Source organism: Ralstonia flatus (assembly GCF_958439105.1).
GTDB classification, from domain to species: domain Bacteria; phylum Pseudomonadota; class Gammaproteobacteria; order Burkholderiales; family Burkholderiaceae; genus Ralstonia; species Ralstonia flatus.
Genome location: NZ_CAUDLI010000002.1, coordinates 563441 through 587221 on the forward strand (window position 1 = coordinate 563441; position 23781 = coordinate 587221).

Below are 23781 nucleotides of genomic sequence, written 5' to 3' on the forward strand. Positions count from 1 at the left end.
CAAAAAAAGAGGATAGCCCAGGTCTAGCAAGCCCTGGGCCAGCGAGAGATCACTCAGCGGCCAACCATGTTCTCTGGCCGCACCCACGCATCGAACTGTTCGGGCGTGACATAGCCGAGCGCCAGGGCGGCCTCGCGCAGGCTGGTGCCTTCCTTGTGCGCCTTCTTGGCGATCTGCGCCGATTTGTCGTAGCCGATATGCGGGTTGAGCGCCGTCACCAGCATCAGCGAGCGTTGCACCAGCTCGTCGATGCGATCACGGTTCGGTTCGATGCCCACGGCGCAGTGATCGTTGAAGCTGCGCATGCCGTCGGCCAGCAGGCGCACGCTGTGCAGGAAGTTGTACGCGATCATCGGGCGGAACACGTTCAGCTCGAAGTTGCCCGACGCGCCGCCCACGTTCACGGCGACGTCGTTGCCGAAGACCTGCGCGCACAGCATCGTCACGGCTTCGCTCTGCGTGGGGTTGACCTTGCCGGGCATGATCGACGAGCCCGGCTCGTTCTCGGGGATGGAGATTTCGCCCAGGCCGCTGCGCGGGCCGCTCGCCAGCCAACGGATGTCGTTGGCGATCTTGGTCAGGCTGGCCGCGAGCGTTTTCAGCGCGCCGTGCGCATGCACCAGGCCATCGGCCGACGCCATGGTCTCGAACTTGTTCGGCGAGGTGACGAAGGGCAGGCCGGTCAATTGCGCCAGCTCTTCGGCCACCTGTTCGGCGTAACCGGCCGGTGCGTTGAGACCGGTGCCGACCGCCGTGCCGCCCAGCGCGAGTTCGCACAGGTGCGGCAGGGCGGCGTTCAGATGCGTTTCGTTGTGCTGCAACTGGGCGACGTAGCCGGAGAACTCCTGGCCCAGCGTGAGCGGCGTCGCGTCCTGCAGGTGCGTGCGGCCGATCTTGATGATGTCGTTGAAGTCGGCGGCCTTCTTGGCCAGCGTCTCGCGCAGCGTGCGCAGTGAGGGCAGGAGATGACGCGTGATGGCCGTCACGGCGGCAACGTGCATTGCGGTCGGGAACACATCGTTGGACGACTGGCTGCGGTTCACGTCATCGTTCGGATGCACGAGGCGCGCTTCGCCACGCTCGCCGCCGAGCAGCTCGCTGGCGCGGTTGGCGAGTACCTCGTTCATGTTCATGTTGGTCTGCGTGCCTGAGCCCGTTTGCCAGACCACCAGCGGAAATTCGTTCGGGTGCTTACCGGCGATGACCTCGTCAGCGGCATTGACGATGGCGTTGGCCTTGTCCGCGGAGAGCAGCCCCAGGCGCTGGTTGACGACGGCGCTGGCACGTTTGATGCGGGCGAGCGCGTCGATCAGCTCGCGCGGCATGCGGTCGCCGGCAATGTCGAAGTTCTGCAGAGAGCGTTGCGTTTGTGCGCCCCACAGGTGGTCGGCAGGGACTTCAATGGGGCCAAAGGTGTCGCGTTCGGTACGGGTCGTCATGGCAGAGGAATGGCACGGGGTGACTGGGATGAACGCTCCAGTATAGGCAGAGCGCGGTGTCCTTGTTGGTGGTAGGGGCGGTATGGCGGCACGTTACGCAATCCGGCGCGCCGGGTACACGGTTTGCGGGCACAGGCGAGGCGCGCCACAATGACGGCTGCGTCGCATCCAGCAGCCTCTGCCCCGCCCCATGCCCACCACGCCCTCCGCCTCCGTCGACCCATCGCTCAAACCGCTGCTCTGGCTGGTGGCGATGGGTCTGTTCATGCAAACCCTCGATTCCACCATCGTCAACACCGCCTTGCCGGCCATGGCCCGCAGCCTGTCGGAAAGCCCGCTGAAGATGCAGTCGGTCATCATCGCCTACACGTTGACGACCGCCATGCTGATGCCGGCCTCGGGCTGGCTGGCCGATCGCTTCGGCACGCGAAAGATGTTCTTCGCCGCCATCTTCCTGTTCACCATTGGCTCGTTGCTGTGCGCGGAATCGCGCAGCCTGACCATGCTGATTGCCGCGCGCGTGGTGCAAGGTGTGGGCGGCGCGTTGCTGATGCCCGTGGGGCGGTTGACCGTGCTGCGCGTGGTGCCGCGCGAGCAGTTCCTGCCGGCCATGAGTTTCGTCACCATCCCGGGGCTGATCGGTCCGCTGATCGGCCCGACGCTGGGAGGCTGGCTGGTGGAGGCCGTGTCGTGGCACTGGATCTTCCTGATCAACATTCCCGTGGGGGTGATCGGCGCGCTGGTCACGCTCAAGGTGATGCCCGATGTGCACGCTGAAGACGACAGCCGCTTCGACTGGTCGGGCTATCTGATGCTGGCCTTTGGCATGGCGGCGGTGTCGTTCTCGCTCGACGGGCTGTCGGAGCTGGGCTTCAAGCACGCGACGGTGCTGGTGCTGGTGATCTTTGGTCTGGCCGCGCTCACGGCTTACTGGCTGCATGCGGGGCGCGTGGCCGGGCCGCTGTTTCCGCGCACGCTGTTCGGCATTCCGAGCTTTTCCATTGGTGTGCTCGGCAACCTGTTTGCACGTATCGGCAGCGGCGGGATGCCGTTCCTCATTCCGCTGCTGTTGCAAGTGAGCCTGGGGTACACGCCGCTTCAGGCCGGGCTGATGATGGTGCCGGTGGCCGCCGCCGGCATGGCCGCCAAGCCTTTGGGCACCTGGGCCATCAAGCGCTACGGCTATCGCCGCATGCTGTCCGTCAACACGGTCATGGTCGGCCTGATGATGGCCAGCTTTGCCGTGATGACGCCCAACGTGCCGGTGTGGCTGCGCATCGTGCAACTGGCGATCTTCGGCACCTTCAACTCGATGCAGTTCACGGCCATGAATACGCTCACGCTGAAGGACCTGACCGGCCCGCTGGCCAGCGCGGGCAACAGCATGCTCTCGATGGTGATGATGCTGTCCATGAGCCTGGGTGTGGCCGCCGCCGGCGCACTGCTGACGGGCTTTACCGACTTCACCGCCGGGCCGGAGGGACGCGACACGCTGGCGGCGTTCCACAAGACGTTTGTCTGCGTGGGCGTCATGACCTGCGCGGCCGCGTGGATCTTTGCCCAGCTCTCGCGCTTCGAGTCAACGCACGTCGTCAAGCGGCCCGAGATGGAAGTGCACTGAGGGACGGTGCACTTCGGCGATTCGGCGGACTACTTTTTCCAGTAGCCGCGCATCTTCTTGCTCAGGTCAACCTTGGCGGCGGCAAGCGCTTCGGCTGCGGGGTCTGCGCCCGGCTCCGGTTCCGGCCATGCGCACGCTTCGAACAGCGGCAGCAGCGCAGGCGGAATGAAGCGCGTGCGCGACGCATAGATGTGCCGGTCGCCGTTGGGGGTTTGCTGCGTGACGTAGAAGCGCTGCGGCACCAGGATGTCCAGATGCTCACGCGCACGTGTCATCGCCACGTAAAGCAGCCGGCGTTCTTCTTCCAGTTCTTCGTGCGAGCCGGCGCCCAGATCGGCCGGCATGCAGCCGTCCACGGCGTTCAGCACATACACCGCTTTCCACTCCTGACCTTTCGATGAATGGATCGTCGAGAGGATCAGGTAGTCCTCATCGCGATACGGGTCGCCCGATTCATCGCTGGTCAGCTCGGGCGGGTCGAGCGTCATTTCGGTCAGGAACCGCTCGCGCGTGGCGTAGGTGGCGGCCATGCGGGCGAGCTGGTCCAGATCGCCCTGGCGCACGGCCGCATCGTCGTGCAGGCGCTCCATGTGCGGGGCGTACCAGGCGCCGACGGCTTCGAGTTCAGCGGCCCATTCCAGGCTGTCTTTGGGCGTACGCAGGGTTTGCATGAGCGCCAACAGCGCAGACCAGTCGCCGGCCAGCCGTGCCGGCGGGTCGTAGGCGAGCAGCGCGGCAATCGGGTCCGCCGCTTCCGCCATGGCGTCGAGCACGCGTGCCGCCGTGGCCGGGCCAGCGCCCGGCAGCAACTGGATCACGCGAAACCCGGCAATGCGGTTGCGCGGGTTCTCGGCCCAGCGCAGCACCGACAGCACGTCCTTCACATGCGCGGCTTCCAGAAACTTGAGGCCGCCGTATTTCACGAACGGGATGTTGCGGCGCGTGAGTTCGATCTCCAGCGGCGCGCTGTGGCTCGCGGTGCGAAACAGCACCGCCTGCGATTTCAGCGTCAGTCCGCCTTCTCGGTGATGCAGCACCCGCTCGGCCACGCAACGGGCCTGTTCGGCCTCGTCACGCACCGAAATCAAACGCGGACGATGCGTCGATGCGCGGTCCGTCCACAACGTCTTGGCAAAGCGCTCCGTGGCAAAACGCATCACGCCATTCGAGGCATCCAGAATCGGTTGCGTCGAACGGTAATTGCGCTCCAGCAGCACTGTGTGCGCCGGCCGCGAAAAGTGCCGCGGAAAATCGAGGATGTTGCGCACCGTCGCCGCGCGGAATGCGTAGATCGATTGCGCGTCGTCGCCCACCACGGTCACACCGCGGCCGTCCGGGCGCAGCGCACGCAGGATGGACGACTGCAGCCGGTTCGTGTCCTGGTATTCGTCGACGAGGATGTGGTCGAAGCGCGCGCCGATCTCAGCGGCCAGGTCTGCGTCAGACACCATCGCGTGCCAGTAGAGCAGCAGGTCGTCGTAGTCGAGCACGTGCTGCGCCTGCTTGGCTTCGACATACGCATCGAACAGCGTGCGCAATTGCGTCTCCCACATCGCGCACCACGGAAAGTGGTGCTTGAGCACGGCGTTCAGCGGGCTCTCGGCGTTGATGGCGCGCGAGTAGATCGCGATGCAGGTCTGCTTGAGCGGGAAGCGGCGTTCCTTGGTCGACAGGTTCAGTTCATGGCGCACGACGTTGAGCAGATCGGCCGAGTCGCTGCGGTCGTGGATGGTGAAATCGGGCGCGAGGCCGACGCGGTCGGCGTATTCGCGCAGCAGGCGCGCGCCGATGCCGTGAAAGGTGCCGGCCCAGGGCAGCGTGGTCTTGTATGACGTGCCCGCGGAATTGAGCGCGTTGTTCGATCGCTCGCCCTGCATGGCCCGCGCGAGCAGGTGGCCGGCCCGGTTCGACAGTTCGCTCGCCGCGCGGCGGGAAAACGTCAGCAGCAAAATGCGTTGCGGATCGGCGCCGTTGGCCACCAGATGCGCCACGCGCCAGCCCAGGGTGTGCGTCTTGCCGGACCCAGCGCCGGCCAGCACGAGCAGCGGGCCGGTTTCCGCCGCGTTTGCCCCGGAAATACCGAACTCGACCGCCTGGCGCTGCTGGTCGTTCAGCTGGGCCAGGTAACCGGGCGTGGCCGGCACAGTGGCGGTGTCTGGGGTGGGGGAAGCGGCAAGCACGGCAGGGCGTCACAAAAAAATAACTGTATGAATATACAGCACTGTGATGCCTGCCTGTGGAAAGTGAGGGTGGTTGACGGAAGGCTGACGGCGATGGCCGATCAGATCCCGTCCCGCAGCTTTTTCGCGAAATCCTGCGGCGATGCCCGGCGGTTGACCGCATCCACCAGATCCGCCAGGAACCAGGGCAGCACGAGCTGCGTGCCCGGATCGCTCAGGCCGACGCGGAGCCTCTCTGTAGCGGCGGCTTCGGCAGGCTTCGCCTGCTGGGCGGCCTGCGGAGGCTGGCTGTGGGCGAGCATCCCTTGCAGATCCTGATCGGTGAAGGTGAACGTTGACGTGGTCAGGGCCGACGCCGTCATCGCTGCGGACATCAGCATCGTGGCCACGACGAGGTGTTTGAGGGTGTTGGCAGGCATCGCGGCCTCCAGGACAAAGCGGTTGGACGAGGGGCGACCGGCGTGCAGCGCGGCGGCCGCAGCAATGATCTACCCTCCGATCCTGGCGGCGGCTTAGGGTTCCGTTTCGCTCAGGAAATCCTAAATGTGGCGCGCAATCCGATCAATTGGCCTGCGGTTGCAGGGCGATCACGGCCATCCCTGCCAACGCAATGGCCGCGCCGCCGATGTCCCAGCGGGTGAGCGTCACGCCGTCGACCAGACGCAGCCACACGAGCGCCACAGCGATATACACCCCGCCGTATGCGGCATAGGTGCGGCCGGCCGCGGTCGGGTGCAATGTCAGCAACCACGCAAACAGCGCCAGCGAGGCGGCTGCCGGCAGCAACAGCCAGATCGGCTTGCCTTGCCGCAGCACGAGCCACGGCAGATAGCAGCCGACGATTTCCGCCATGGCGGTGACGGCAAACAGCACGGCAATACGAAGCAGTTCCAAAACGGGCCCCGAAGCAATCAAGACGTAGACGGCGCCGATTGTGGCATGTGGGGCGGCGCTGCCACGATGGTCACCCGGTCTCAGGCGGGCGAGGCGGCGTGCGCCTCCAGCAGGGCATCGATCTCGGCTTGCGTGCCCGCATACGCGCCGGCGCGCGTGGCGGTGAGGGCGGCCGCTGCAGCCGCTTGGCGCAGGTGTGCCTGCACGGGCGCATCGGGCGACCGCAGCAAGCTCGCCAGCCAAGCACCCATCGCAGCATCGCCGCAGCCGACGGTGTCCGCCACCGGCACGGCAAAGGCCGGTTGGGCGATACGGGCATCGTCTTGCCCGCCGTGCGCCGCTGCCAGCCATTCCATGCCCTCGGCCCCGAGCGTGAGCAGGATGTCGGCCTGCGGCGCGAGGGTGCGCAGCGTGGTCAGCGGATCGGCATCCCCGGGAAACAGGTGGCGCAAGTCTTCATCCGACACCTTGATGACCGATGCGATGGCAGCCATGCGCAGCAGCAGCGGCGCGTAGTGCGGAGCGTTCATCGCCGTGCGCCAGTTCGGGTCGAAGGTGATGCGGGTGCCTTGCGCGGCCAGCGTTTCGGCCAGCGCCACGAGGCGGCTGCCCAACGGCTCGCGCGCCAGGCTGATGCAGCCGAAGTGGGCGATTTCCACGGCGGTTTGCCAGCCGGCGGGCAGGGCTTGCGCATCGAAATGCAGGTCGGCGCTGTCGTCGCCGACGAAGAAGTAGTGCGGCGGCTGGGTCGACGTGACCATCGCCAGCAACGGCGAGCGATCCACGCGCTGCAGATAGCGCAGGTCGAGCCCGGCGGCCTGGGAATCGGCGAAGAGCGCATCGCCGAACACGTCGTTGCTGATGGCGCCGGCATAGCCCGTGGGCACGCCCAGACGCGCTGCCACGCGCGCGACGTTCCAGCATGCGCCGCCTGGCCGGGCGAGCCATTGGCCGTTGCCTTGGTGCAGGAAATCGGTCAGCGCTTCGCCAAAGACGACGAGGCGGGGCAAGGGCGGGGCGTCGGTCATGCAGGCAAGGGGAGATCGGTGGTTTGGGCAGAAGGCGTGACCGGCAGCGGTGAAGCGCGCCGATACAGCGCACGGAATGTCGACAGCCGTTCGGCAAGGCGCGCGTGGCGTGCGGCATCGGGCCGATACGTGGCCTGCACGGGTGGCTTGGCGCAGACGGCCGCTTCGATGCCGCCGTCCGCCATCCAGCCCAGGCGCGCGGCACCGAGCGCGCCGCCGGCTTCGCTGCCGACATGGGTCGTCAGTTCGGTGTTGAGCGTGTCGGCCAGCAATTGCGCCCAGAACGGGCTGCGCGAGCCGCCGCCCACAAACGAGAGCGAGGCCACCTGCGTGCCGGCTGCGCGCAAGGCGTCCAGGCCATCCGCCATGCCGAAGGCGACGCCTTCGAGCACGGCGTAACCGAGCGCGGCGCGGTCGCTGGCATGCGTGAGGTTGTGAAAATGGCCTTGCGCAAACGCATCGTTGTGCGGCGTGCGCTCGCCGCTGAGGTAGGGCAGGAAGAACGGCGCTGACTGGCGTTCGGATTCGGCCAGCGCAGCGATTTCAGGCAGCAGCGTGGCTTCCGGCACACTCGTCAGCCGGCAGAACCAGCGCAGGCAGCTCGCCGCGGACAGCATCACGCTCATCTGGTGCCAGCGCCCCGGCAGCGCGTGGCAGAACGCGTGCACGGCTTGAGCCGGGTTTGGGCGGAAGCGGTCATTGACGACAAAGATCACGCCCGACGTGCCGAGCGACAGAAAGCCATCGCCCGGCTGGGTCGCGCCGATGCCCACGGCGCTGGCCGCGCCATCGCCACCGCCGCCAGCTACGACGACGCCACGCGGCAGCCCCCATGCGTCGGCCACCTCGGGCAGCAAGGTGCCGCTGGCCGCGCTGCCTTCCACCAGGCGCGGCATCTGGCTGCGTGACAAGCCCGTCGCGGCGAGCAGTTCGTCAGACCACGTGCGTCTTGCCACGTCGAGCCACAGCGTGCCGCCCGCATCTGAGGGGTCGGACGCGCGCTCGCACGTCAGGCGCAGGCGCAGATAGTCCTTGGGCAGCAGCACGCAATCGATGGCGCTGAACACGTCGGGTTCATGGCGCGCGCTCCACAGCAGCTTCGGCGCGGTAAAACCGGGCATCGCCAGGTTGCCGGCAACGGCGTGCAGGTCGGGCACGCGGCGGGTGAGTTCAAGGCATTCAGCGGTGCTGCGCGTGTCGTTCCACAGCAGGGCAGGGCGCAGCACGCGGTTGCGCGCGTCGAGCAGCACCGCGCCGTGCATCTGCCCCGACAGGCCGATGGCCCGCGTGGCGGCGAAGGCTTCCGGTGCCGCATTGCGCAGTTTGCCGATGGCGGCGCTGGTGGCCTGCCACCAGTCTTCGGGCGTTTGCTCGGCCCAGCCCGGATGCGGCCGCGATACGGTAAGCGGCTCGCCGGCCGTGCCGACGATGCTGCCCGCCGCGTCCAGCAACAGCACTTTGACTTCCGAGGTTCCGAGATCGATGCCGAGGTACATGAGGCCGCCGGGTCCGGTTGCTTGAACCGTGGATTGTCGCGCGAATCCGCCGTTGCGTTTGCTGATGACTAGCCGGCAGTGGCGGCTTGTTCGACGGCCAGCCACGCCCGCACACGCGCGATGGCGTTGCGGACAAGACCGGTGAGCGCTTCCGTGCCCGCAAGGCTGCCCCACAGGGCAGTGTTCCGGCAGTACACGGCAACCGGGTCGTCGGCCTCGAGCATGGCGTGTGCGGCAACCGGATCGAACAGGCCATCCTGGTAGGCATACGGCAGCGTGCCCGCTTGCCAGCGCTCCAGGAAGACGAAGAACAGCGCCGGCAGCATCGCCGTGGCAAGGGGCACATGCCCGCGCGCAAAGGCTTCCGCCAGCGTGGGCGTGATGAAGCCCGGAATTTTCGAAAAGCCGTCTGCCGCCACGCGCTGGTTGGTGTCGCGGATGTGCGGATTGGCGAAGCGGTCGAGCACGGTGTCGCGGTACGCAGCGAGGTCGATGGGGCTGGGCTGGTTGGCCGTGAGACACGGGATGACATCGTCGGTCACGTAGGCGCTCGCCATGCGGTGGATGGACGGCACGGCCACGCTTTCATCGATGGTGTGCAGCCCCAGGAGCGTGCCGGCCCACGCAATGCAGCTATGGCTGGCGTTGAGCACGCGGATCTTCGCTTCCTCGTACGGCAGCACCGAGGCGACGAACTCCACGCCCACGCGTTCGAGCGCGGGCCGCCCGGCGCGGAAGTCGTCTTCCACCACCCATTGCGCAAAGGTCTCGGCCATCACGGGGCAGCGGTCTTGCCAGCCGGTTTGTGCGGCCACCCGTTGGCGCAAGGCGTCGGTGGGCCGCGGCGTGATGCGGTCGACCATCGTGTTGGGCGTGCTGGCGTGCGCGTCGAGCCATGCGATGAGGTCGCTGTCGCCGGGCTCGCCGCGCAGCGTGAGGAACTGGCGCAGGCCGCTTCGGAAGCGCTCGCCGTTGTGGCGCAGGTTGTCGCAATTGAGCAGCGTGAGCGGAGCGCCGCCGCGCTGCAAACGCAGGCGCAGCAGGCGCGCCAGTGCGCCGTAGAGCGTGCTGGCACCGCCGCGCAGGTCGGCGGCGATGTCCGGCTGCGTGGCGTCGAGCTGGTGCTGCTGGTCGAGGTAGTAGCCGCCTTCCGTCACGGTGAAGGAGATCACGCGCGTGTCGGGTGCCGCGCCGATCTCGCACAGTGCCGCAAGTTCGGCATCCCACGGCACGACCGCGTCGATGGACTGGATGCGCGTGTATTGGCGATGACCGGCGGTGTCGACTGTCTCCAGTGTGTAGGCGCCGTGCTGGGCAGCGAGGTCATGCAGCAGCGTGCCGGCATCGTCGCGGATGTTGGCCAGCGCCAGGTGCCACGATGTGTCGCCGGTCTCGCGAAGGCGATGCAGATACCACGCCTGATGCGCGCGGTGGAAGGAGCCGGCACCCAGGTGCAGCCAGGTGGAAGAAGCGTTGGGGGAAGGCATGGTCGGGGCGTGCAACGTTGTGCGGTGTGAACCTCAGGCGGCCTGTTGGGCCTGCGTGGCCTGCAAGCGCGGCAGCGCGCGGCCGTCGGCGTCGAACAGGTGGCAGTGCGCGGCGTCGGCAGACAACGTGATGGCGCTGCCGTGCGCGAGCCGGGTCGATTCCGGCACGCGCAGCACAAGGCCGTCGGGTGCGGCTTCGCAGTCGGCATGCAGATAGGCCACGTCGCCCAGGGACTCGATATGCGTGACGGTGCCGCGCAGGGTGCCCGCCGCGTCGAGATGCAGATGCTCCGGCCGGATGCCGAGCGTGACGGCATCCCCCGCGCGCAGCTCACCCGGCGACACGGCCACCGGCTGTTGGCCCCCCGCGAGCGTCACGGAAACGCCCGATGCATCGACACGATCGACGACGCCACGCAGGAAGTTCATCTTGGGCGAGCCGATGAAGCCCGCCACAAACTGGCTGGCCGGATGGTGATACAGCGTTTGCGGAGAGCCGACCTGTTCGATGCGTCCGTCACGCAGCACGACGATCTTGTCGGCCAGCGTCATGGCTTCCACCTGATCGTGCGTGACGTAGATCATGGTGGTCTTCAATGCGTCGTGCAGGCGGGCAAACTCCAGGCGCATCTTCACGCGCAGCGCGGCATCGAGGTTGGAGAGCGGCTCGTCAAACAGGAAGACCTTGGGCTCGCGGGTGATGGCGCGACCGATGGCCACGCGCTGGCGTTGGCCGCCCGAGAGCTGGCGCGGCTTGCGATCCAGCAGCGCATCGATGTGCAGCACTTCGGCAGCGCGGCGTACGGCAGCGTCGATGGCTTCGCGCTTCATGCCCGAGAGCTTCAGCCCGAAGGCCATGTTGTCGTACACGCTCATGTGCGGGTATAGCGCGTACGACTGGAACACCATCGCAATGCCGCGTTTGGCGGGTACCACGTCGTTCACGCGCGTATCGCCGATCAGCAGGTCGCCGGCATCGATGCCCTCCAGGCCTGCAATCGTGCGCAGCAATGTCGACTTGCCGCAGCCCGATGGGCCGACGAAGACGACAAATTCGCCATCGGCAATGTCGAGGTTGATGTCGTGCAGGACGGTGTTCTGCTCGTAACGCTTCTGCAGATTGCGCAGGGTCAGGCTGGCCATGGCGAGGTCTCCTTGGGCGTGTTCTGTGTGCGGATCAGGCGGGCGTGGCGAGCGTTGACGTCAGCGCGTCGGCCAGTGCCCGCATGTCGGTAAAGACGTGGCGCGCGCCGGCAGCCAGCAGGCGCTGTGTGGCAACTGCCGGTACATGTGCGACGCCGGCAAAGCCGAATACGGTCAGGCCGGCCGCGCGGGCGGCGCGCACGCCGGTGTCGCTGTCTTCAATGACGAGGCATTGCGCGGGGCTGGCGCCCAGGCCCGCGCAGGCGGCGAGGTACACATCCGGTGCCGGCTTGGGCCGCGGTGTTTCATTGGCGCTATAGATGTGCGGGCCGAACACATCGAGCAGGCCCGCTCTGCGCAGGCTTGCTTCAATGCGCGGACGGCTGCTGTTGCTGGCGACGGCCTTGGGCTGCGGCAGCGCGGCCAGCAGGTTGGCAATGCCGGGCACCGGCTGCGATTGCGTGGCGCAGTCGTGTTCGACATCGGCCAGCACGCCGGCCAGTTGCGTGTCGGACAGATGAAAGCCGATGCTGCTCTGCAGCTCCGTCAGCAGCGCCATCGTGTTCATGCCCAGGCGCGGCTCCAGTACTTCTTCCAGCGCGGCGGATGAGAGATGCGGTACGTGCGGGCCGAGCGTGCGGATCAGTGCGCGCAACGCCACCGATTCGCTGTCGATCAGCACGCCGTCGCAATCGCAGATCAGGTAGGCGGGGGCGCGCGCGTTGGCATATTCGCTGGCATGTGGCGTCATTTCACGGCCCCGAATGTCAGGCCACGCACGAGTTGCCGTTGTGCCAGCCAACCGAGCACGAGGATCGGCGCAATGGCCAGAACCGAGGCCGCCGACAGCTTCGCCCAGAACAGCCCCTCGGGGTTCGAGTACGACGCGATGAACACGGTGAGCGGCGCGGCGTCGATGCTCGTCAGGTTCAGGCTCCAGAAGGCTTCGTTCCACGACAGGATCAGCAGGAGCAGCGCGGTGGAGGCCAGGCCCGGCAGCATCGTCGGCAGCAGCACGTAGACGAGTTCCTGCCAGAGGTTGGCGCCGTCCATGCGCGCGGCTTCCAGAATTTCGCGCGGCACGTCGTTGCAGTAGGTGAAGACCATCCACACGGCAATCGGCAGGTTGGCGAGCGTGTAGACGATGACGAGCGCGGTGATGGAATCCAGCAGCCCCGCCGTCTTTGCCAGCAGGTACACCGGCAGCAGCACGCCCACGGCCGGCATCATCTTGGTCGACAGCATCCACAGCAGCACCTGCTGCGTGCGCTTGTTCGGGAAGAACGCCATCGCATAGCCCGCCGGAATGGCAATCGCCAGGGCCAGCAGCGTGGAGATGATCGACACCGCCAGCGAGTTGCCGAGGAAGCTCGGGTAATGCGCGCGCTCCAGCACCTCGCGGAAGCTGTCGAGCGTCGGCGTGAACAGGAGCGTGGGCGTATAGGCGTCCTGCTCGGTCTTGAAGGCGGTCAGCGCTGCCCAGGCGATGGGGAAGAACAGCGCCAGGGCAATCGCCCACGCCAGCACACCGGCCAGCCGCGTGCGCCAGGTTGAGGTGAGGGTGCTCATTGCTCGTGCACTCCCTTCAGGTTGCGGGCCAGCATGCGGACCAGGAAGAACGCCACCACGTTTGCCAGCACCACGGCCACGATGCCGCCGGCCGACGCAATGCCGATGTCGAACTGCTGCAGGCCGAGGCTGTAGACGAAGTAGGCGAGGTTGGTCGTGGCCGTGCCGGGGCCGCCCGCGGTGGTGGTGTGGATCTCGGCAAAGATCGACAGCAGGAAGATGGTCTCGATCATCACCACCACCGCGATCGCGCGCTTCAGGTGCGGCAGTACGATGTGCCAGAAGATGCGCACGGGGCTCGCGCCGTCGAGCTGCGCGGCTTCCTTCTGCTCGGGGTCGAGCGATTGCAGCGCCGTCAGCAGAATCAGGAAGGCAAACGGCGTCCACTGCCACGCCACGATGATGATCACGGAGAGCATCGGATGCGTCGCTAGCCAGTCCACTGGCTCGGCCCCGAACAGGCGCGCCACCCAGGCGGCCAGGCCGTAGACCGGGTGCAGCATCATGTTCTTCCAGATGAGCGCCGCTACTGTCGGCATGACGAAGAACGGGCTGATCACGAGAATGCGTGCCACACCGCGCCCCGCGAACGGCTGGTCGAACAGCACCGCCAGCAGCGTGCCGGCCACGACGCTGATCACCAGCACCGAGCCGATCAGCACCAGCGTGTTGCCGATGGCCGGCCAGAAGGCGGGGTCCTCGATCAGGAAGCGGTAGTTGTCAAGCCCTGCCAGGCCGGTCTGATCGGGGGTGAGCAGGTTGTAGCGGCTGACGGAGAAATACAGCGTCATCGCCAGCGGCACCGTCATCCACAACAGCAGCACCAGCACCGACGGCGACACCAGCAGCGTCGGCAGCCAGCGCCGCGCGCCGTTTTGTGGTTGTACGGGCTGGGCGGGTGACGGCGTGCCGCCCATGCCGTTCACCCGCGACTCCAATACATGTTCCATGACACCTCCGGGCGCAGCAGCGGCTGCATCACTTCAGATAGCCGCCTTGGCGCATCGCACGCTGCGCCTGCGATTGCGAGACACGCAGCGCGTCGTCCACCGTCGTCTTGCCCGTGAGCGCGCCGGCAATCGCCTGGCCGACCACCGTGCCCAGCGACTGGAACTCCGGAATCGTCACGAACTGCACGCCGGTGTAGGGCACTTTCTGTGCGGACGGATCGTTCGGGTTGGCCGTTTCGATGGCGTGGCGCACGAAGCCCGAGAACGGCGCGGCTTTCTGGTAGGCGGGGTCGTCATACGTCGACGCGCGCGTGCCCGGCGGCACCTCGCCCCAGCCCTGCGCCTTGGCCACGGCGCGGATGTAATCCTTCGATGTCGCCCAGGCCGCGAACGTCTTGGCAGCCTCCGGCGATTTCGACGACTTCGGCACCGCGAGCGCCCAGATCCACAGCCAGTGCGAGCCCTTGGGCGTGCTGGCGATGGGCGCATTCGCAAAGCCCACCTTGTCGGCCACCTTGGAATCCTTCGCGCTGCTGACCATGCCGGCCGCGACGGTGGCGTCGATCCACATGCCGCACTTGCCGCCCGAGAACAGCACCAGGTTTTCGTTGAAGCCGTTGCTGCTTGCACCGGGCGGGCCGTATTTCTTCAGCAGGTCGACATACGTGTTGACCGCCTGTTTCCACTGCGGCGTATCGATCGTCGGCTGCCATTTCTCGTCGAACCAGCGGCCGCCGAACGTGTTGACCATGGTGGATACCAGCGCCATGTTTTCGCCCCAGCCCGCACGACCGCGCAGGCAGATGCCGTACACGCCCTTGGCCGGGTCGTGGAGCTTGGCGGCGAACTTTGCGATGTCGTCATACGTGGGCTGCTCGGGCATCTTCAGGCCGGCCGCGCTGAAGAGATCACGCCGGTAATACGTCATCGAGCTTTCGGCATAGAAGGGCACGGCGAACAGCTTGCCGCCCTGCGAGAGGCCGTCGCGCACCGTCGGCAGCAGGTCAGCCGTGTCGTAGCTGGCGGGCATGTCCAGCGGTGTGAGCCAGCCCTTCTTGGCCCACAGCGGCGCTTCATAGCCGCCGATCGTCATCAGGTCGAACTGGCCGCTGCCGGTCGCGATGTCGGTGGTCACGCGCTGGCGCAGCACGCCTTCTTCCAGCGTGACCCAGCGGAGTTTGATATCGGGATGCGCCTGCTCGAACTGGCTCGACAGTTTCTGCAGCACGATCATGTCGGGGTTGTTGATCGTGGCGATGGTGAGCGTGGTGGGCGCGGCGTGCGCGGAAATGGCGGTGAAGGCCGGGAGGGCAGCGAAGGCGGTCAGCTTGAGTAGCCGGGATGGGCGGGCCATCCCGCGCAGAAGCGTGCGGAACATGCAGTCGTCTCCTTTCTTGGAATGTGGCGATGCGGGCGCACCGCCTGGACTTGCTTCGGGATTTGAGCAATTGTCCGTGTTGTGAGCAAATAATCGGATGCGATGTTGCGCTTGTCAAGCAAATGCTCGTTGAAAGAGCAAAAGCACGCTACGATGCATCCCATATCGCCGAGGTTTTAGAGGAGGCGCTGCGTGTCCAAGCAGCAAGAGAAGCGAGACCAGGCCGCCCGCGCGGCGTGGCTCTATTACGTGGGCAACCACACGCAACACGACATCGCCGAGCAGTTGGGCGTGTCGCGCCAGATCGCCCAGCGGCTGGTCGCCTATGCGGTGGAGCACGGGCTGGTGAAGGTGCGCGTGACGCACCCGGTGTCGACGTGTCTGGAGTTGGCCGAGAGCCTGCGCAGCCGTTTCCGGCTGGAGACCTGCCACGTGGTGCCCGCCAATGCCGACGACGCCGACGCCGCCCAACGCATGATTGCCGTGGCCGCTACGGAAATCATGGAGCGCCACCTGCTGGCCGACGCGCCGCGCGTGGTGAATGTCGGCTCCGGCCGCACGCTGCGCGCCGCGATCGACCAACTGCCCGACCTTGACCGGCCGCAACACCGCATCGTCTCGATGGTCGGGGCGATTGCGGCGGATGGGTCGTCCAACCGCTACGACGTTGCGCTTGCCGCCGCGGAGAAAACCCGCAGCCGCTACTACCTGCTGCCCGCGCCGCTCGTTGCCGACAGCGCCGAAGACACGCGCCAGTGGTGCCACCACCGGCTCTACGGGGTGGTGGCCGATCTGGCAGCGCAGGCGGATGTCACCTTCATCGGTGTCGGCACGATCGGGCCGGGTTGCCCATTGCAGGTCGACGGCTTTATCAGCGCGAAGGATGTTGACGATCTGCTCGCCCATGGCGCCGCGGGCGAACTGATCGGCCGGCCGATCGATGCCCAGGGCCGTTTGCTCGATGTGCCGTTGCAGACCCGCATTACCAGCTTGCCGCTCAAGCCGATGCCGTCTCGCCCCGTCATCGCCGTTGCCGGCAGCGTGGCGAAGGCGGGCGCGATTGGGGCGGCGTTGCGAGGCGGCTGGCTGACCGGTCTGGTGACCGACGAAGCCTGCGCGCAACGCATCCTGGCTGCATTGGACTGAACCCACCACACCGAGGACGCGATGCTCGAACTCCGCCCGACCTGCGAACACTGCAACACCGCACTGCCGCCCGACGCGACCCACGCGCGCATCTGTTCATTCGAATGCACGTTCTGCGCGACCTGCGCGGACGGCGTGTTCGGCAATGTCTGCCCGAACTGCGGCGGCGGTTTTACGGCGCGGCCGATCCGCCCGTCGAAGGATTGGAAGAACGGCAACTTCCTGGGCAAGTATCCGGCAAGTACGACGGTCAAGCATCGCCGGGCGGACTTGGCCGCGCATGCCGAACTGGCGGCGGCCGTTGGATCGACGCCGCCGGAAAAGCGCTGACCGAATAGCGCTGACCGGACAGCGAAAACGCGCGCGGCCTAACGCGGCTCGGGTGCCGGCAATACCGGAGTGACCTTGTACCCGCGTGCCGCCAGCAGCGCCGGAATCCCTTTCGGCCCGATCATGTGCAGCGCCCCCACGGCGCCAAACACACGCTGGCCGCTGTTGTGCACGCGCGCAATGTTCTCGGCCATGGCGCGATTGCGGTTCGTCACCAGGCGCTGGAAGGCGCGTTTGTCCGACGCCGTCTTCAGGCAATCGCACCATTGCGGGTAGTGCTCGAGCGTACTGAGGTCGCTGTCGGCCCAGGCATTGGCGAGTGTGAGCGTCTGCGTGCGCGCCTCGCCGGATTCAATCGCGTCGAGCACGGTATCGAACTGCTGCGCAACCTCGTTCTTCGGCACGATCTCGTTGAGCACACGCACCTGCTGCGCCAGCGTTTCGAGCGGCACGATCGGCAGGTGCACGCTCTTGGCGTAGGTGGTGAGAAACAGGTCGATGCCGAAATCGGGATAGAGCCCGTCCGTGCGCACCCCCAGCACCGCCAGCGAGGCCAGCTGCATGGTCGGCTGGAACTTGCGGATCTGTGTGAGGGCCGTGTCGGGCAGGCACGCCGCGGACAGCAGTTTGTTGAAGCGTTCGCCGCGACGGCCGGTCAGGAGCCGGCGGTCTTCTGCGCTGTTGTGCGCGGTCAGCGGCTTGCGGTCGGCGTCCTTGTCGAGCAGGTCGAGTTCGAGCGCGATGCTGTCGACTTGCTGAAGCGCGCTGCGCACGGTGGGGCCGGGCAGCATCCAGTCGGCCCGCGCAACGTGGATCGTGCCGTAGAGCCACGAGGTGTGACCATTCTTTTCGATGCGCCAAAGCAGGCCGTGGTCGGTCGCGCGTTGCGCGGCGGCGGCCCAGCCGTCCTTGGGGATGAAGCTGGAGGCGGGTGGCGGACAGTTCGGAGCCGATGCCGGCGTGGCGTCTTGCGCGACAGCCGTGCCGACGCCTGCGAATAGGAAAAACGCGGCCGCGAGCGCGCGCCACGTGGTGTGATTGCGTGCCATTTGGCTGCTCCCCGAATATTGTTGTGTCGTCTGTCCAGTGTAGCGGGCGCAAGCCATTGCGTGCCGCGGGATGATCGCCTCAGACGCGCTATTCGCTCAGCTTCGGCGGCACGGCATGCGCGCCACGCGTCTCACGAAACCACAACGCCAGGCTTTCGTCTTCCAGCGCGTAGGCGCCGCGGGATTCCTTCCAGATCAGGTTCTTGTCGCGCAGCGCGTCCAGCGCGGCCTGCACCGTGGCGGTAGAAAACTCGCTGTGGCCCAGCTTGGCCGCATACGCCTTCATCGACTCTTCCGAAAACGGCGAATAGCCTTGCCCGCGCTCGATCAGCACCGCCAGCACGGCGCGCTGGATTTCGGTCAGTGCGCTGTAATCGCTTTCGATCTCGCCCCAGATGCGGTCCCGAAAACCCTGCGCGCCGCGCTTGAGCAGCTCGCCCAGGCTGGCGGCTTCACCCAGCTCCAGGGCGATCTCGCTGACGATGCCCTTGAGCATCTCCGGCCGATGCCCGACGAGCTGGAAGGCGGCAAACATGTCGTCTTCCTTGAACTGGTTGTTCGGCGCCAGGTGCTGGTTGACCCACGCCGTGTACGCCGACACATATGGCCGCCCCAGCAGCGGGAAGTTGGTCACGCGCGAGCCGAAAAACGGCTGGGTGCGATTGAGCAGCAGGTTGGCGAGCTTGTCGCGGTTCGACCCCGTAAAGACGAGGAAGAGGCGCGGTTCGACCACGCCCTGGTTCATCTGGTCGCGCGCGGCCTTGAGCGCGAACATGGCGTTGGTGCCGGCCTCAGTGGACAGCGCGTGCTGCGCCTCGTCGATGATCAGCACGACGGGCCGCTGCACCGCCTTGTAGAGCACATCGAGCGCGTCGGCCAGGGTGATGCCCGGCGGCAGCCCGATCTTGCCGAGGTTGAACGTGAACGTACGCAACACGTCGACCTTCTCCATGCCGGCCTGCTTGGCGAGCTTCGCGATCGGGCCGTCGAACTGGGCCAGCTTCGATTTGATGGCGTCGGCGATCAGCAGGCCGGGGTCGCGGGCGCGGTCGGCCCATAAATCTACGTAGATGGCGATCCACTTGCGGCGCTCGACCTCCGGCACCAGGTCTTCGCGCAGGAACGTGCTTTTGCCGGTGCGCCGGGGCGCCGCCAGGAACAGGCCGGAGCGCGCATCGGCCAAGCCCTTGCCTTCCAGGCTGTCGCACAGCGTGTTGGCGAGGTCCTGGCGGTGGAAGTTGAAGCGGCCGGTATCAGTGTCGGAATCCATGGAAAGCCCTGTTTTAGACTCGATTATAGAAGTCGGTATAAATTATAGTCGATTCAATAATTAAGGCTAATTCCGCCCGAATTGCCGGCCGGATAGCAGTCGGCTCCGCCGATTTGCGATTGCGCGGCACTGTGCCGCAGGCAATTCGGGGAACTGTGTGCAGCGCTATACTCCACACATTCTGACGTTGCCTATCCATGCTCCATCGCCGTTGGCTCTTCCTCGTCTGGCTTGCGATCGTACTGAACGTACTGTCGCCGGTGCTCGCCTCCGCACGCGCGGCGGCCACGGGCACGCTCGACGTCGAGCTGTGCAGCGCAACGGCCCCGCATGGCAGCACCGTGCAGGTCGCCATCGATCTGCAAGGCGATGGCTCCGCCGACAATTCGGCCGCCCACCACAGCGTGGCGCACTGTCTGTATTGCCCGGGGTTTGCTGCCGGGCTGGCGCTGGCCTCGTTGCCGGCGTTGGATGTTCCTTCCGCCCATTTCATCTATCGCGTGCGGCAGCCGGCCACCCCGGCGCCCGTGTACGCGCGCAGTGCGTTGCGCGTGGCCGAGTCGCGCGCGCCTCCTGTATCTCCGTCGTTGTCGATCTGACGCGCCTGCGGACGTAACGCCGTGGCGCTTTTGCGTTCGGCCCTGCTTGGGCCGACGCCATCGCAATCCGGAGACCTTTCCGATGTCATTCCACAAGCGCACCGGGGCCGCTGCCCCTAAGCGCACGCTGGTGTGCCGTGCTGCGCTCGCGCTGGGCGCAGCGGCACCGCTGTCTGCTTTTGCCGCCGACGATGCGGCATCCGTACCCCCGCCTGTCACACAGGAACTGGCGCCCACCGTGGTGCGGGCCAACGCCAACCCCGCGCCGTTCGCCCGCAATACGCCGGCGGTCGTGCAAAGCGTCACGGCCGATCAGCTCGCCGACCGCAACGTCGTCACCACCGAAGACGCCGTCAAATACCAGCCCAACGTGATGGTGCGCCGCCGCTTCATTGGCGACCGCAACTCCATCTTCGCCGGCCGCGACTTCAACGAGATTCAAAGTGCGCGGGGCCTGCTGTATGCCGACGGCATCCTGCTTTCGAACCTGCTTGGGTCGAGCTACAGCTTCCCGCCGCGCTGGTCGATGGTCGGGCCGGACGACTTGGCGCGCGTCGATATTCTGTATGGGCCGTTCTCTGCGCTGCTGCCGGGCAACTCGATGGGCACGACCATTGCGATGACGTTGCGCCGTCCCGAAAAGTTCGAGGCCGCGGCGCAGACGCAGATCATGAGCCAGCACTACAACGATGCCTACGGCTTTTCGCGCAATGTCACCGGCAACCACGAGAGTGCGTCGCTGGGCGACCGGATCGGCAAGTTCTGGTATGCGCTGTCGGTCGACCGGCTGGAGAACGACAGCCAGCCGATGCAATACGCCACGCCCAACTCGAGGTTCACTGCGGGCGGCACGCCCGTGCCGGTCACGGGTGCGCGGCAGGATCTTGGCCCCAACGGCCAGCCCCGCGTGATTCTCGGGCCCCAGATGCTCGAGCGCACGCAGCAGCTGCAAGAGACGCTGCGATTCGGCTACGTGTTCAGCGACAGTCTGGAAGCATCGCTCACGCTGGGCCATTGGGAGAACCATTTCAACGACCAGGCGCTCAGCTTCCTGCGCGATGCGGCCGGCAACACCGTCACGGGCGGCAATGTGCTGATCAACGGCACGCCATACACGATCGCCCCGAACACCTTCGCCCCGCAAAACGGCGACCAGGAAAACTGGCTCTACGGCCTGGGCGTGAAGGGCAATATCGGCGGCTGGAAGATCGACACCAACGCTTCCGCTTACAACGTTTCGCGCGACATCCTGCGCGCGTCGAACACGGCGGCCGGCAATGGACCCGGCACGGTGTTCTACGGCGACGGCACCGGCTGGTCCAACTTCGACATCAAGGCGACGTCGCCCACGGTGTCCGGCCATACCTTCACGACCGGTTACCACTACGACCAATACCACCTGCGCAACCAGACCTTCAACGCGACGAACTGGTCGGCGGAAACGCTGTCCACGTTGAAATCCAGCTACCAGGGCGACACGCAAACGCAGGCCGTCTTCCTGCAGGACGCGTGGGCGTTTGCGCCGCGCTGGCTCGCCACGCTGGGCCTGCGCTACGAAAGCTGGCGCGCCTACAACGGCCAGCTCGGCAACGGCACGAGCACGTTGGGCTACGCCAGCCGCACCGAAGACGCGTTTTCGCCCAAGGCCGCCATTCAGTGGCAGGCGACGCAAGACACGCTGCTGCGCCTGTCGTACGGCCGTGCGGTGCGCTTTCCGACGGTGGCGGAGCTGTTCCAGGGCACGATCAGCGGCAACACGATCGTCAACAACGATCCGAATCTCAAGCCTGAACGCGCCAATGATTTCGACTTCACCGTCGAGCAGGCTGTGCCCTACGGCGTGCTGCGTACCAGCCTGTTCCAGAGCGACGTGCGCGACAGCATCTACACGCAGACCAACATCACCGTCACGCCCAACGTGACGAATGTGCAGAACGTCGATCGCGTGCGCACGCGCGGCATCGAACTGGCGTACTCGGGGCAGGACGTTTTGCAGGGCGCCGGCGTGCGTGGCGTGGACGTCGAAGCCAACGTCGCCTTCACGCAATCGAAGACGCTGGCCGACGCCGCCAACCCGACCTACGTCGACAAGACCTGGCCGCGCATGCCGCGCGTGCGTGCCAATCTCTTTGCGAGTTGGCATGCCACGCCCGGCTGGACGGTCGGCGCGGGCGTGCGTTACTCCGGCCGCCAATACGGCACGCTCGACAACACCGATGTGCTGCCGAATGTCTACGGCGGCACCAGCAGCTTCTTCACCGTGGACCTCAAGGCCAGCTACCGTATCGACAAGCACGTCACGCTGGCGCTCGGCGTCGACAACCTGACCGATCGGCGGTATTTCGTGTACCACCCGTATCCGTCGCGCACCTTCTATGGGCAACTGAAATGGCGTCTGTAATGCAGTCGATTCCTCGATTCCTTGCCGGTGCGCTGCTGGCCTTGGCTGCCACGGTGGCGGCCGCGCATGAAGGCCACGACCACGGCGCCATGGCAGCCAAGCCGGCCGCCAAACCGCAGCTCGCCACGACGGCCGCGTTCGACAAGGCAGGGCGGCTGTGGGTGACGTGGGCGGAAGGGCAGCACGTGGTGGTCGCTTCGTCCGACGATCTCGGCAAAACGCTGTCCGCGCCGCAGCGCGTGAACCTGCAACCCGAACCGATCTATACCGACGGCGAGAACCGCCCGAAGGTCATCGCCAGCCCGGACGGTGCGCTGTATGTGAGCTGGTCGCGCCCGCTCGATGCGCCGTATACGGGCTTCGTGCGTTTCTCGCGTTCGCTCGACGGCGGCAAGACGTGGAGCGCGCCAGTCACGGTCCATCACGATCGCCAGCCGATCACGCACCGCTTCGATTCGATTGCTGTCGACAGCGCCGGCCGCATCTTCGTCACGTGGATCGACAAGCGCGACCTCCTGCGCGCGCAGGCAGCCAAACAGCCGTATGACGGCGCGGCGGTGTATTACACCGTTTCGACCGACCGCGGCGCCACCTTTGCGCCCGAGCGCAAGATCATCGACCAGACCTGCGAATGCTGTCGCATTGCGCTCGCGCCCGATGCCGACGGCCACATGCTCGCCCTGTGGCGCAACGTGTTTGCGGGGCAGATTCGCGATCACGCGTTGGCAACATTACCGATTGGTAATGCGCCGCTTGCCGTCACGCGCGCGACGTTCTCGGAGTGGCGCGTTGATGCGTGTCCGCACCATGGTCCCGCGTTGGCCGTCACGGCCGATGGCGTGCGGCACATGGCGTGGTTCTCCGTGCAGCAGGACAAGCCCGGCCTGTTCTACAGCCGGCTCTCGGCCGGCGGCAAACCGATCGGCGAGGCTTGGGGTTTTGCCGGTTCGCCACAAGCCGGCGCGCAGGCATCGCACCCCGCATTGCTCGCCGCGGACGGCGCGCTGTGGCTGGTCTGGAAACAGTTTGCCGACGACCGCATGCAGATCCTGCTGCGCAAATCCACGGACGGCGGCGCGCACTGGACAGCGCCCGCCAGCGCGGCAAGCACCAATGGCGGCAGCGACCACCCGCAACTGCTCGCGCGCGACGGCCGTGTCTACTTGTCTTGGCGCACGCAGGCGGAGGGCTACCGGCTGATCGATATCGGCAATGTCAGTCCGTCCAATCCATCATTGGAGGCATCGAAATGAAGGGACGATGGAAATCGTTTGCGATGGGCGTGGCGCTGGCCGCCGCCGCTTTTGCAGCGCAGGCCGCCGGCACGCTGCAATTCCAGCCGCTGCATGCGCGCGATGTGCCGGCACTGCTGCAGACACCACAGGCGCGCCCGCTCATCGTCGAAATCTGGTCGTTGGAATGCAGCTACTGCCGCGAGAACGTCGCCCGTATCGCGCAATGGCGGCGCACCGCCAAGAAGAATGTGGATGTGGTGATGGTCTCGATGGACGGCCCCGACCAGGCCGAGATGCTGAACCGCGCCCTGGCGCCGCTGGCCCGCGACAGGAAGATCGACATTGCCCGCGTGCCGCAATACGCCAATGCCGAAGACATGCCGGAACGCCTGCGCGCCGCGCTCGACCCCGGTTGGCAGGGCGAGATGCCGCGCACGATCATCCTGCGCCCGGACGGCAAGCGTCATGCATCGAGCGGCTTGCTGACGCCCCGAATGTTGGAAACAGCGCTTGGGGATTAATCAGAAAACGACACGGACCCCCCTCGTTGTTGGGGTATGGCGGGG

At 66.4% G+C, this 23781-nt stretch carries 21 protein-coding genes; 7 read left to right on the forward strand and 14 right to left on the reverse strand.

The features are described 5' to 3' along the window. Positions 1-53: 53 nt before the first annotated feature. Positions 54-1439 (reverse strand): class II fumarate hydratase, encoded by a 1386-nt coding sequence (gene fumC / locus R2676_RS06285; RefSeq protein WP_027679202.1) that lies wholly within the window; start codon positions 1437-1439, stop codon positions 54-56. Between the two features lie 190 nt (positions 1440-1629). On the opposite strand from fumC, the gene mdtD reads away from it, so the two are divergent. Next, positions 1630-3060 (forward strand): multidrug transporter subunit MdtD, encoded by a 1431-nt coding sequence (mdtD, locus tag R2676_RS06290; protein ID WP_206273589.1) that lies wholly within the window; start codon positions 1630-1632, stop codon positions 3058-3060. 29 nt (positions 3061-3089) lie between these two features. Here the strand turns inward: mdtD and R2676_RS06295 are convergent, their stop codons facing one another. The 11 genes from R2676_RS06295 to R2676_RS06345 all read right to left on the reverse strand — a co-directional run bounded on the left by R2676_RS06295 (position 3090) and on the right by R2676_RS06345 (position 15161). Then, positions 3090-5240, reverse strand: coding sequence for an ATP-dependent helicase (locus tag R2676_RS06295; RefSeq protein WP_206273588.1), 2151 nt, complete (start codon positions 5238-5240; stop codon positions 3090-3092). Between the two features lie 101 nt (positions 5241-5341). Then, positions 5342-5659 carry a hypothetical protein gene (locus tag R2676_RS06300; protein ID WP_206273587.1) on the reverse strand — a complete coding sequence of 106 codons (318 nt, stop codon included), beginning with the start codon at positions 5657-5659 and terminating at the stop codon, positions 5342-5344. 142 nt (positions 5660-5801) lie between these two features. Further along, positions 5802-6134 (reverse strand): YnfA family protein, encoded by a 333-nt coding sequence (locus R2676_RS06305; RefSeq protein WP_206273586.1) that lies wholly within the window; start codon positions 6132-6134, stop codon positions 5802-5804. Between the two features lie 80 nt (positions 6135-6214). Continuing rightward, the gene (locus R2676_RS06310) at positions 6215-7162 is read right to left on the reverse strand and encodes a carbohydrate kinase family protein (RefSeq protein ID WP_206273585.1); all 948 of its coding nucleotides are present in this window, start codon (positions 7160-7162) and stop codon (positions 6215-6217) included. Then, entirely contained in the window at positions 7159-8658 is a 1500-nt protein-coding gene (gene xylB, locus R2676_RS06315) for a xylulokinase (RefSeq protein ID WP_206273584.1), read from the reverse strand. Before xylB ends, R2676_RS06310 begins: the two co-directional genes overlap by 4 nt. Before the next feature lie 68 nt (positions 8659-8726). Next, positions 8727-10145, reverse strand: a complete 1419-nt coding sequence (gene dalD / locus R2676_RS06320; RefSeq protein WP_206273583.1) for a D-arabinitol 4-dehydrogenase — start codon at positions 10143-10145, stop codon at positions 8727-8729. Positions 10146-10178: 33 nt separating this feature from the next. After that, a complete protein-coding gene (locus R2676_RS06325) occupies positions 10179-11288 on the reverse strand; it encodes an ABC transporter ATP-binding protein (protein ID WP_206273582.1) in 1110 nt (369 codons plus the stop codon). A 34-nt stretch (positions 11289-11322) separates the two neighbouring features. Beyond that, positions 11323-12039: an HAD family hydrolase gene (locus R2676_RS06330; protein ID WP_206273581.1), complete on the reverse strand. Its 717-nt coding sequence runs from the start codon at positions 12037-12039 to the stop codon at positions 11323-11325. Next, positions 12036-12857 (reverse strand): carbohydrate ABC transporter permease, encoded by an 822-nt coding sequence (locus R2676_RS06335; protein ID WP_027679192.1) that lies wholly within the window; start codon positions 12855-12857, stop codon positions 12036-12038. Before R2676_RS06335 ends, R2676_RS06330 begins: the two co-directional genes overlap by 4 nt. Then, the gene (locus tag R2676_RS06340; protein ID WP_410482476.1) at positions 12854-13807 is read right to left on the reverse strand and encodes a carbohydrate ABC transporter permease; all 954 of its coding nucleotides are present in this window, start codon (positions 13805-13807) and stop codon (positions 12854-12856) included. The genes R2676_RS06335 and R2676_RS06340 overlap by 4 nt, the downstream gene beginning before the upstream one ends. A gap of 28 nt (positions 13808-13835) precedes the next feature. Then, positions 13836-15161, reverse strand: a complete 1326-nt coding sequence (locus R2676_RS06345) for an ABC transporter substrate-binding protein (protein WP_410482480.1) — start codon at positions 15159-15161, stop codon at positions 13836-13838. A gap of 216 nt (positions 15162-15377) precedes the next feature. On the opposite strand from R2676_RS06345, the gene R2676_RS06350 reads away from it, so the two are divergent. Then, positions 15378-16331, forward strand: a complete 954-nt coding sequence (locus R2676_RS06350; protein WP_206273579.1) for a sugar-binding transcriptional regulator — start codon at positions 15378-15380, stop codon at positions 16329-16331. Positions 16332-16352: 21 nt separating this feature from the next. Continuing rightward, the gene (locus R2676_RS06355; RefSeq protein WP_206273578.1) at positions 16353-16661 is read left to right on the forward strand and encodes a DUF1272 domain-containing protein; all 309 of its coding nucleotides are present in this window, start codon (positions 16353-16355) and stop codon (positions 16659-16661) included. 38 nt (positions 16662-16699) lie between these two features. Here the strand turns inward: R2676_RS06355 and R2676_RS06360 are convergent, their stop codons facing one another. Then, positions 16700-17710: a TraB/GumN family protein gene (locus tag R2676_RS06360; RefSeq protein ID WP_206273577.1), complete on the reverse strand. Its 1011-nt coding sequence runs from the start codon at positions 17708-17710 to the stop codon at positions 16700-16702. A gap of 88 nt (positions 17711-17798) precedes the next feature. Beyond that, positions 17799-18980: an ATP-binding protein gene (locus tag R2676_RS06365; RefSeq protein WP_027679186.1), complete on the reverse strand. Its 1182-nt coding sequence runs from the start codon at positions 18978-18980 to the stop codon at positions 17799-17801. 197 nt (positions 18981-19177) lie between these two features. On the opposite strand from R2676_RS06365, the gene R2676_RS06370 reads away from it, so the two are divergent. From R2676_RS06370 to R2676_RS06385, 4 genes are all read left to right on the forward strand, one after another. Continuing rightward, on the forward strand, positions 19178-19579 hold the full coding sequence (locus R2676_RS06370) for a DUF2946 domain-containing protein (protein WP_206273576.1): 402 nt from the start codon (positions 19178-19180) through the stop codon (positions 19577-19579). Positions 19580-19661: 82 nt separating this feature from the next. Continuing rightward, positions 19662-21980, forward strand: a complete 2319-nt coding sequence (locus R2676_RS06375) for a TonB-dependent receptor (protein WP_206273575.1) — start codon at positions 19662-19664, stop codon at positions 21978-21980. After that, positions 21980-23233, forward strand: a complete 1254-nt coding sequence (locus R2676_RS06380; protein ID WP_206273574.1) for a sialidase family protein — start codon at positions 21980-21982, stop codon at positions 23231-23233. The genes R2676_RS06375 and R2676_RS06380 overlap by 1 nt, the downstream gene beginning before the upstream one ends. Next, a complete protein-coding gene (locus R2676_RS06385) occupies positions 23230-23736 on the forward strand; it encodes a thioredoxin domain-containing protein (protein ID WP_206273573.1) in 507 nt (168 codons plus the stop codon). Before R2676_RS06380 ends, R2676_RS06385 begins: the two co-directional genes overlap by 4 nt. Positions 23737-23781: the final 45 nt, after the last annotated feature.

Coding starts and splice junctions, on each gene's coding strand:
- fumC (WP_027679202.1), bottom strand. CDS start 1,439: ATGACGACCCGTACCGAACGCGACACCTTTGGCCCCATTGAAGTCCCT.
- mdtD (WP_206273589.1), top strand. CDS start 1,630: ATGCCCACCACGCCCTCCGCCTCCGTCGACCCATCGCTCAAACCGCTG.
- R2676_RS06300 (WP_206273587.1), bottom strand. CDS start 5,659: ATGCCTGCCAACACCCTCAAACACCTCGTCGTGGCCACGATGCTGATG.
- R2676_RS06310 (WP_206273585.1), bottom strand. CDS start 7,162: ATGACCGACGCCCCGCCCTTGCCCCGCCTCGTCGTCTTTGGCGAAGCG.
- xylB (WP_206273584.1), bottom strand. CDS start 8,658: ATGTACCTCGGCATCGATCTCGGAACCTCGGAAGTCAAAGTGCTGTTG.
- dalD (WP_206273583.1), bottom strand. CDS start 10,145: ATGCCTTCCCCCAACGCTTCTTCCACCTGGCTGCACCTGGGTGCCGGC.
- R2676_RS06325 (WP_206273582.1), bottom strand. CDS start 11,288: ATGGCCAGCCTGACCCTGCGCAATCTGCAGAAGCGTTACGAGCAGAAC.
- R2676_RS06330 (WP_206273581.1), bottom strand. CDS start 12,039: ATGACGCCACATGCCAGCGAATATGCCAACGCGCGCGCCCCCGCCTAC.
- R2676_RS06335 (WP_027679192.1), bottom strand. CDS start 12,857: ATGAGCACCCTCACCTCAACCTGGCGCACGCGGCTGGCCGGTGTGCTG.
- R2676_RS06340 (WP_410482476.1), bottom strand. CDS start 13,807: ATGGAACATGTATTGGAGTCGCGGGTGAACGGCATGGGCGGCACGCCG.
- R2676_RS06345 (WP_410482480.1), bottom strand. CDS start 15,161: ATGGCCCGCCCATCCCGGCTACTCAAGCTGACCGCCTTCGCTGCCCTC.
- R2676_RS06355 (WP_206273578.1), top strand. CDS start 16,353: ATGCTCGAACTCCGCCCGACCTGCGAACACTGCAACACCGCACTGCCG.
- R2676_RS06360 (WP_206273577.1), bottom strand. CDS start 17,710: ATGGCACGCAATCACACCACGTGGCGCGCGCTCGCGGCCGCGTTTTTC.
- R2676_RS06365 (WP_027679186.1), bottom strand. CDS start 18,980: ATGGATTCCGACACTGATACCGGCCGCTTCAACTTCCACCGCCAGGAC.
- R2676_RS06370 (WP_206273576.1), top strand. CDS start 19,178: ATGCTCCATCGCCGTTGGCTCTTCCTCGTCTGGCTTGCGATCGTACTG.
- R2676_RS06375 (WP_206273575.1), top strand. CDS start 19,662: ATGTCATTCCACAAGCGCACCGGGGCCGCTGCCCCTAAGCGCACGCTG.
- R2676_RS06380 (WP_206273574.1), top strand. CDS start 21,980: ATGCAGTCGATTCCTCGATTCCTTGCCGGTGCGCTGCTGGCCTTGGCT.
- R2676_RS06385 (WP_206273573.1), top strand. CDS start 23,230: ATGAAGGGACGATGGAAATCGTTTGCGATGGGCGTGGCGCTGGCCGCC.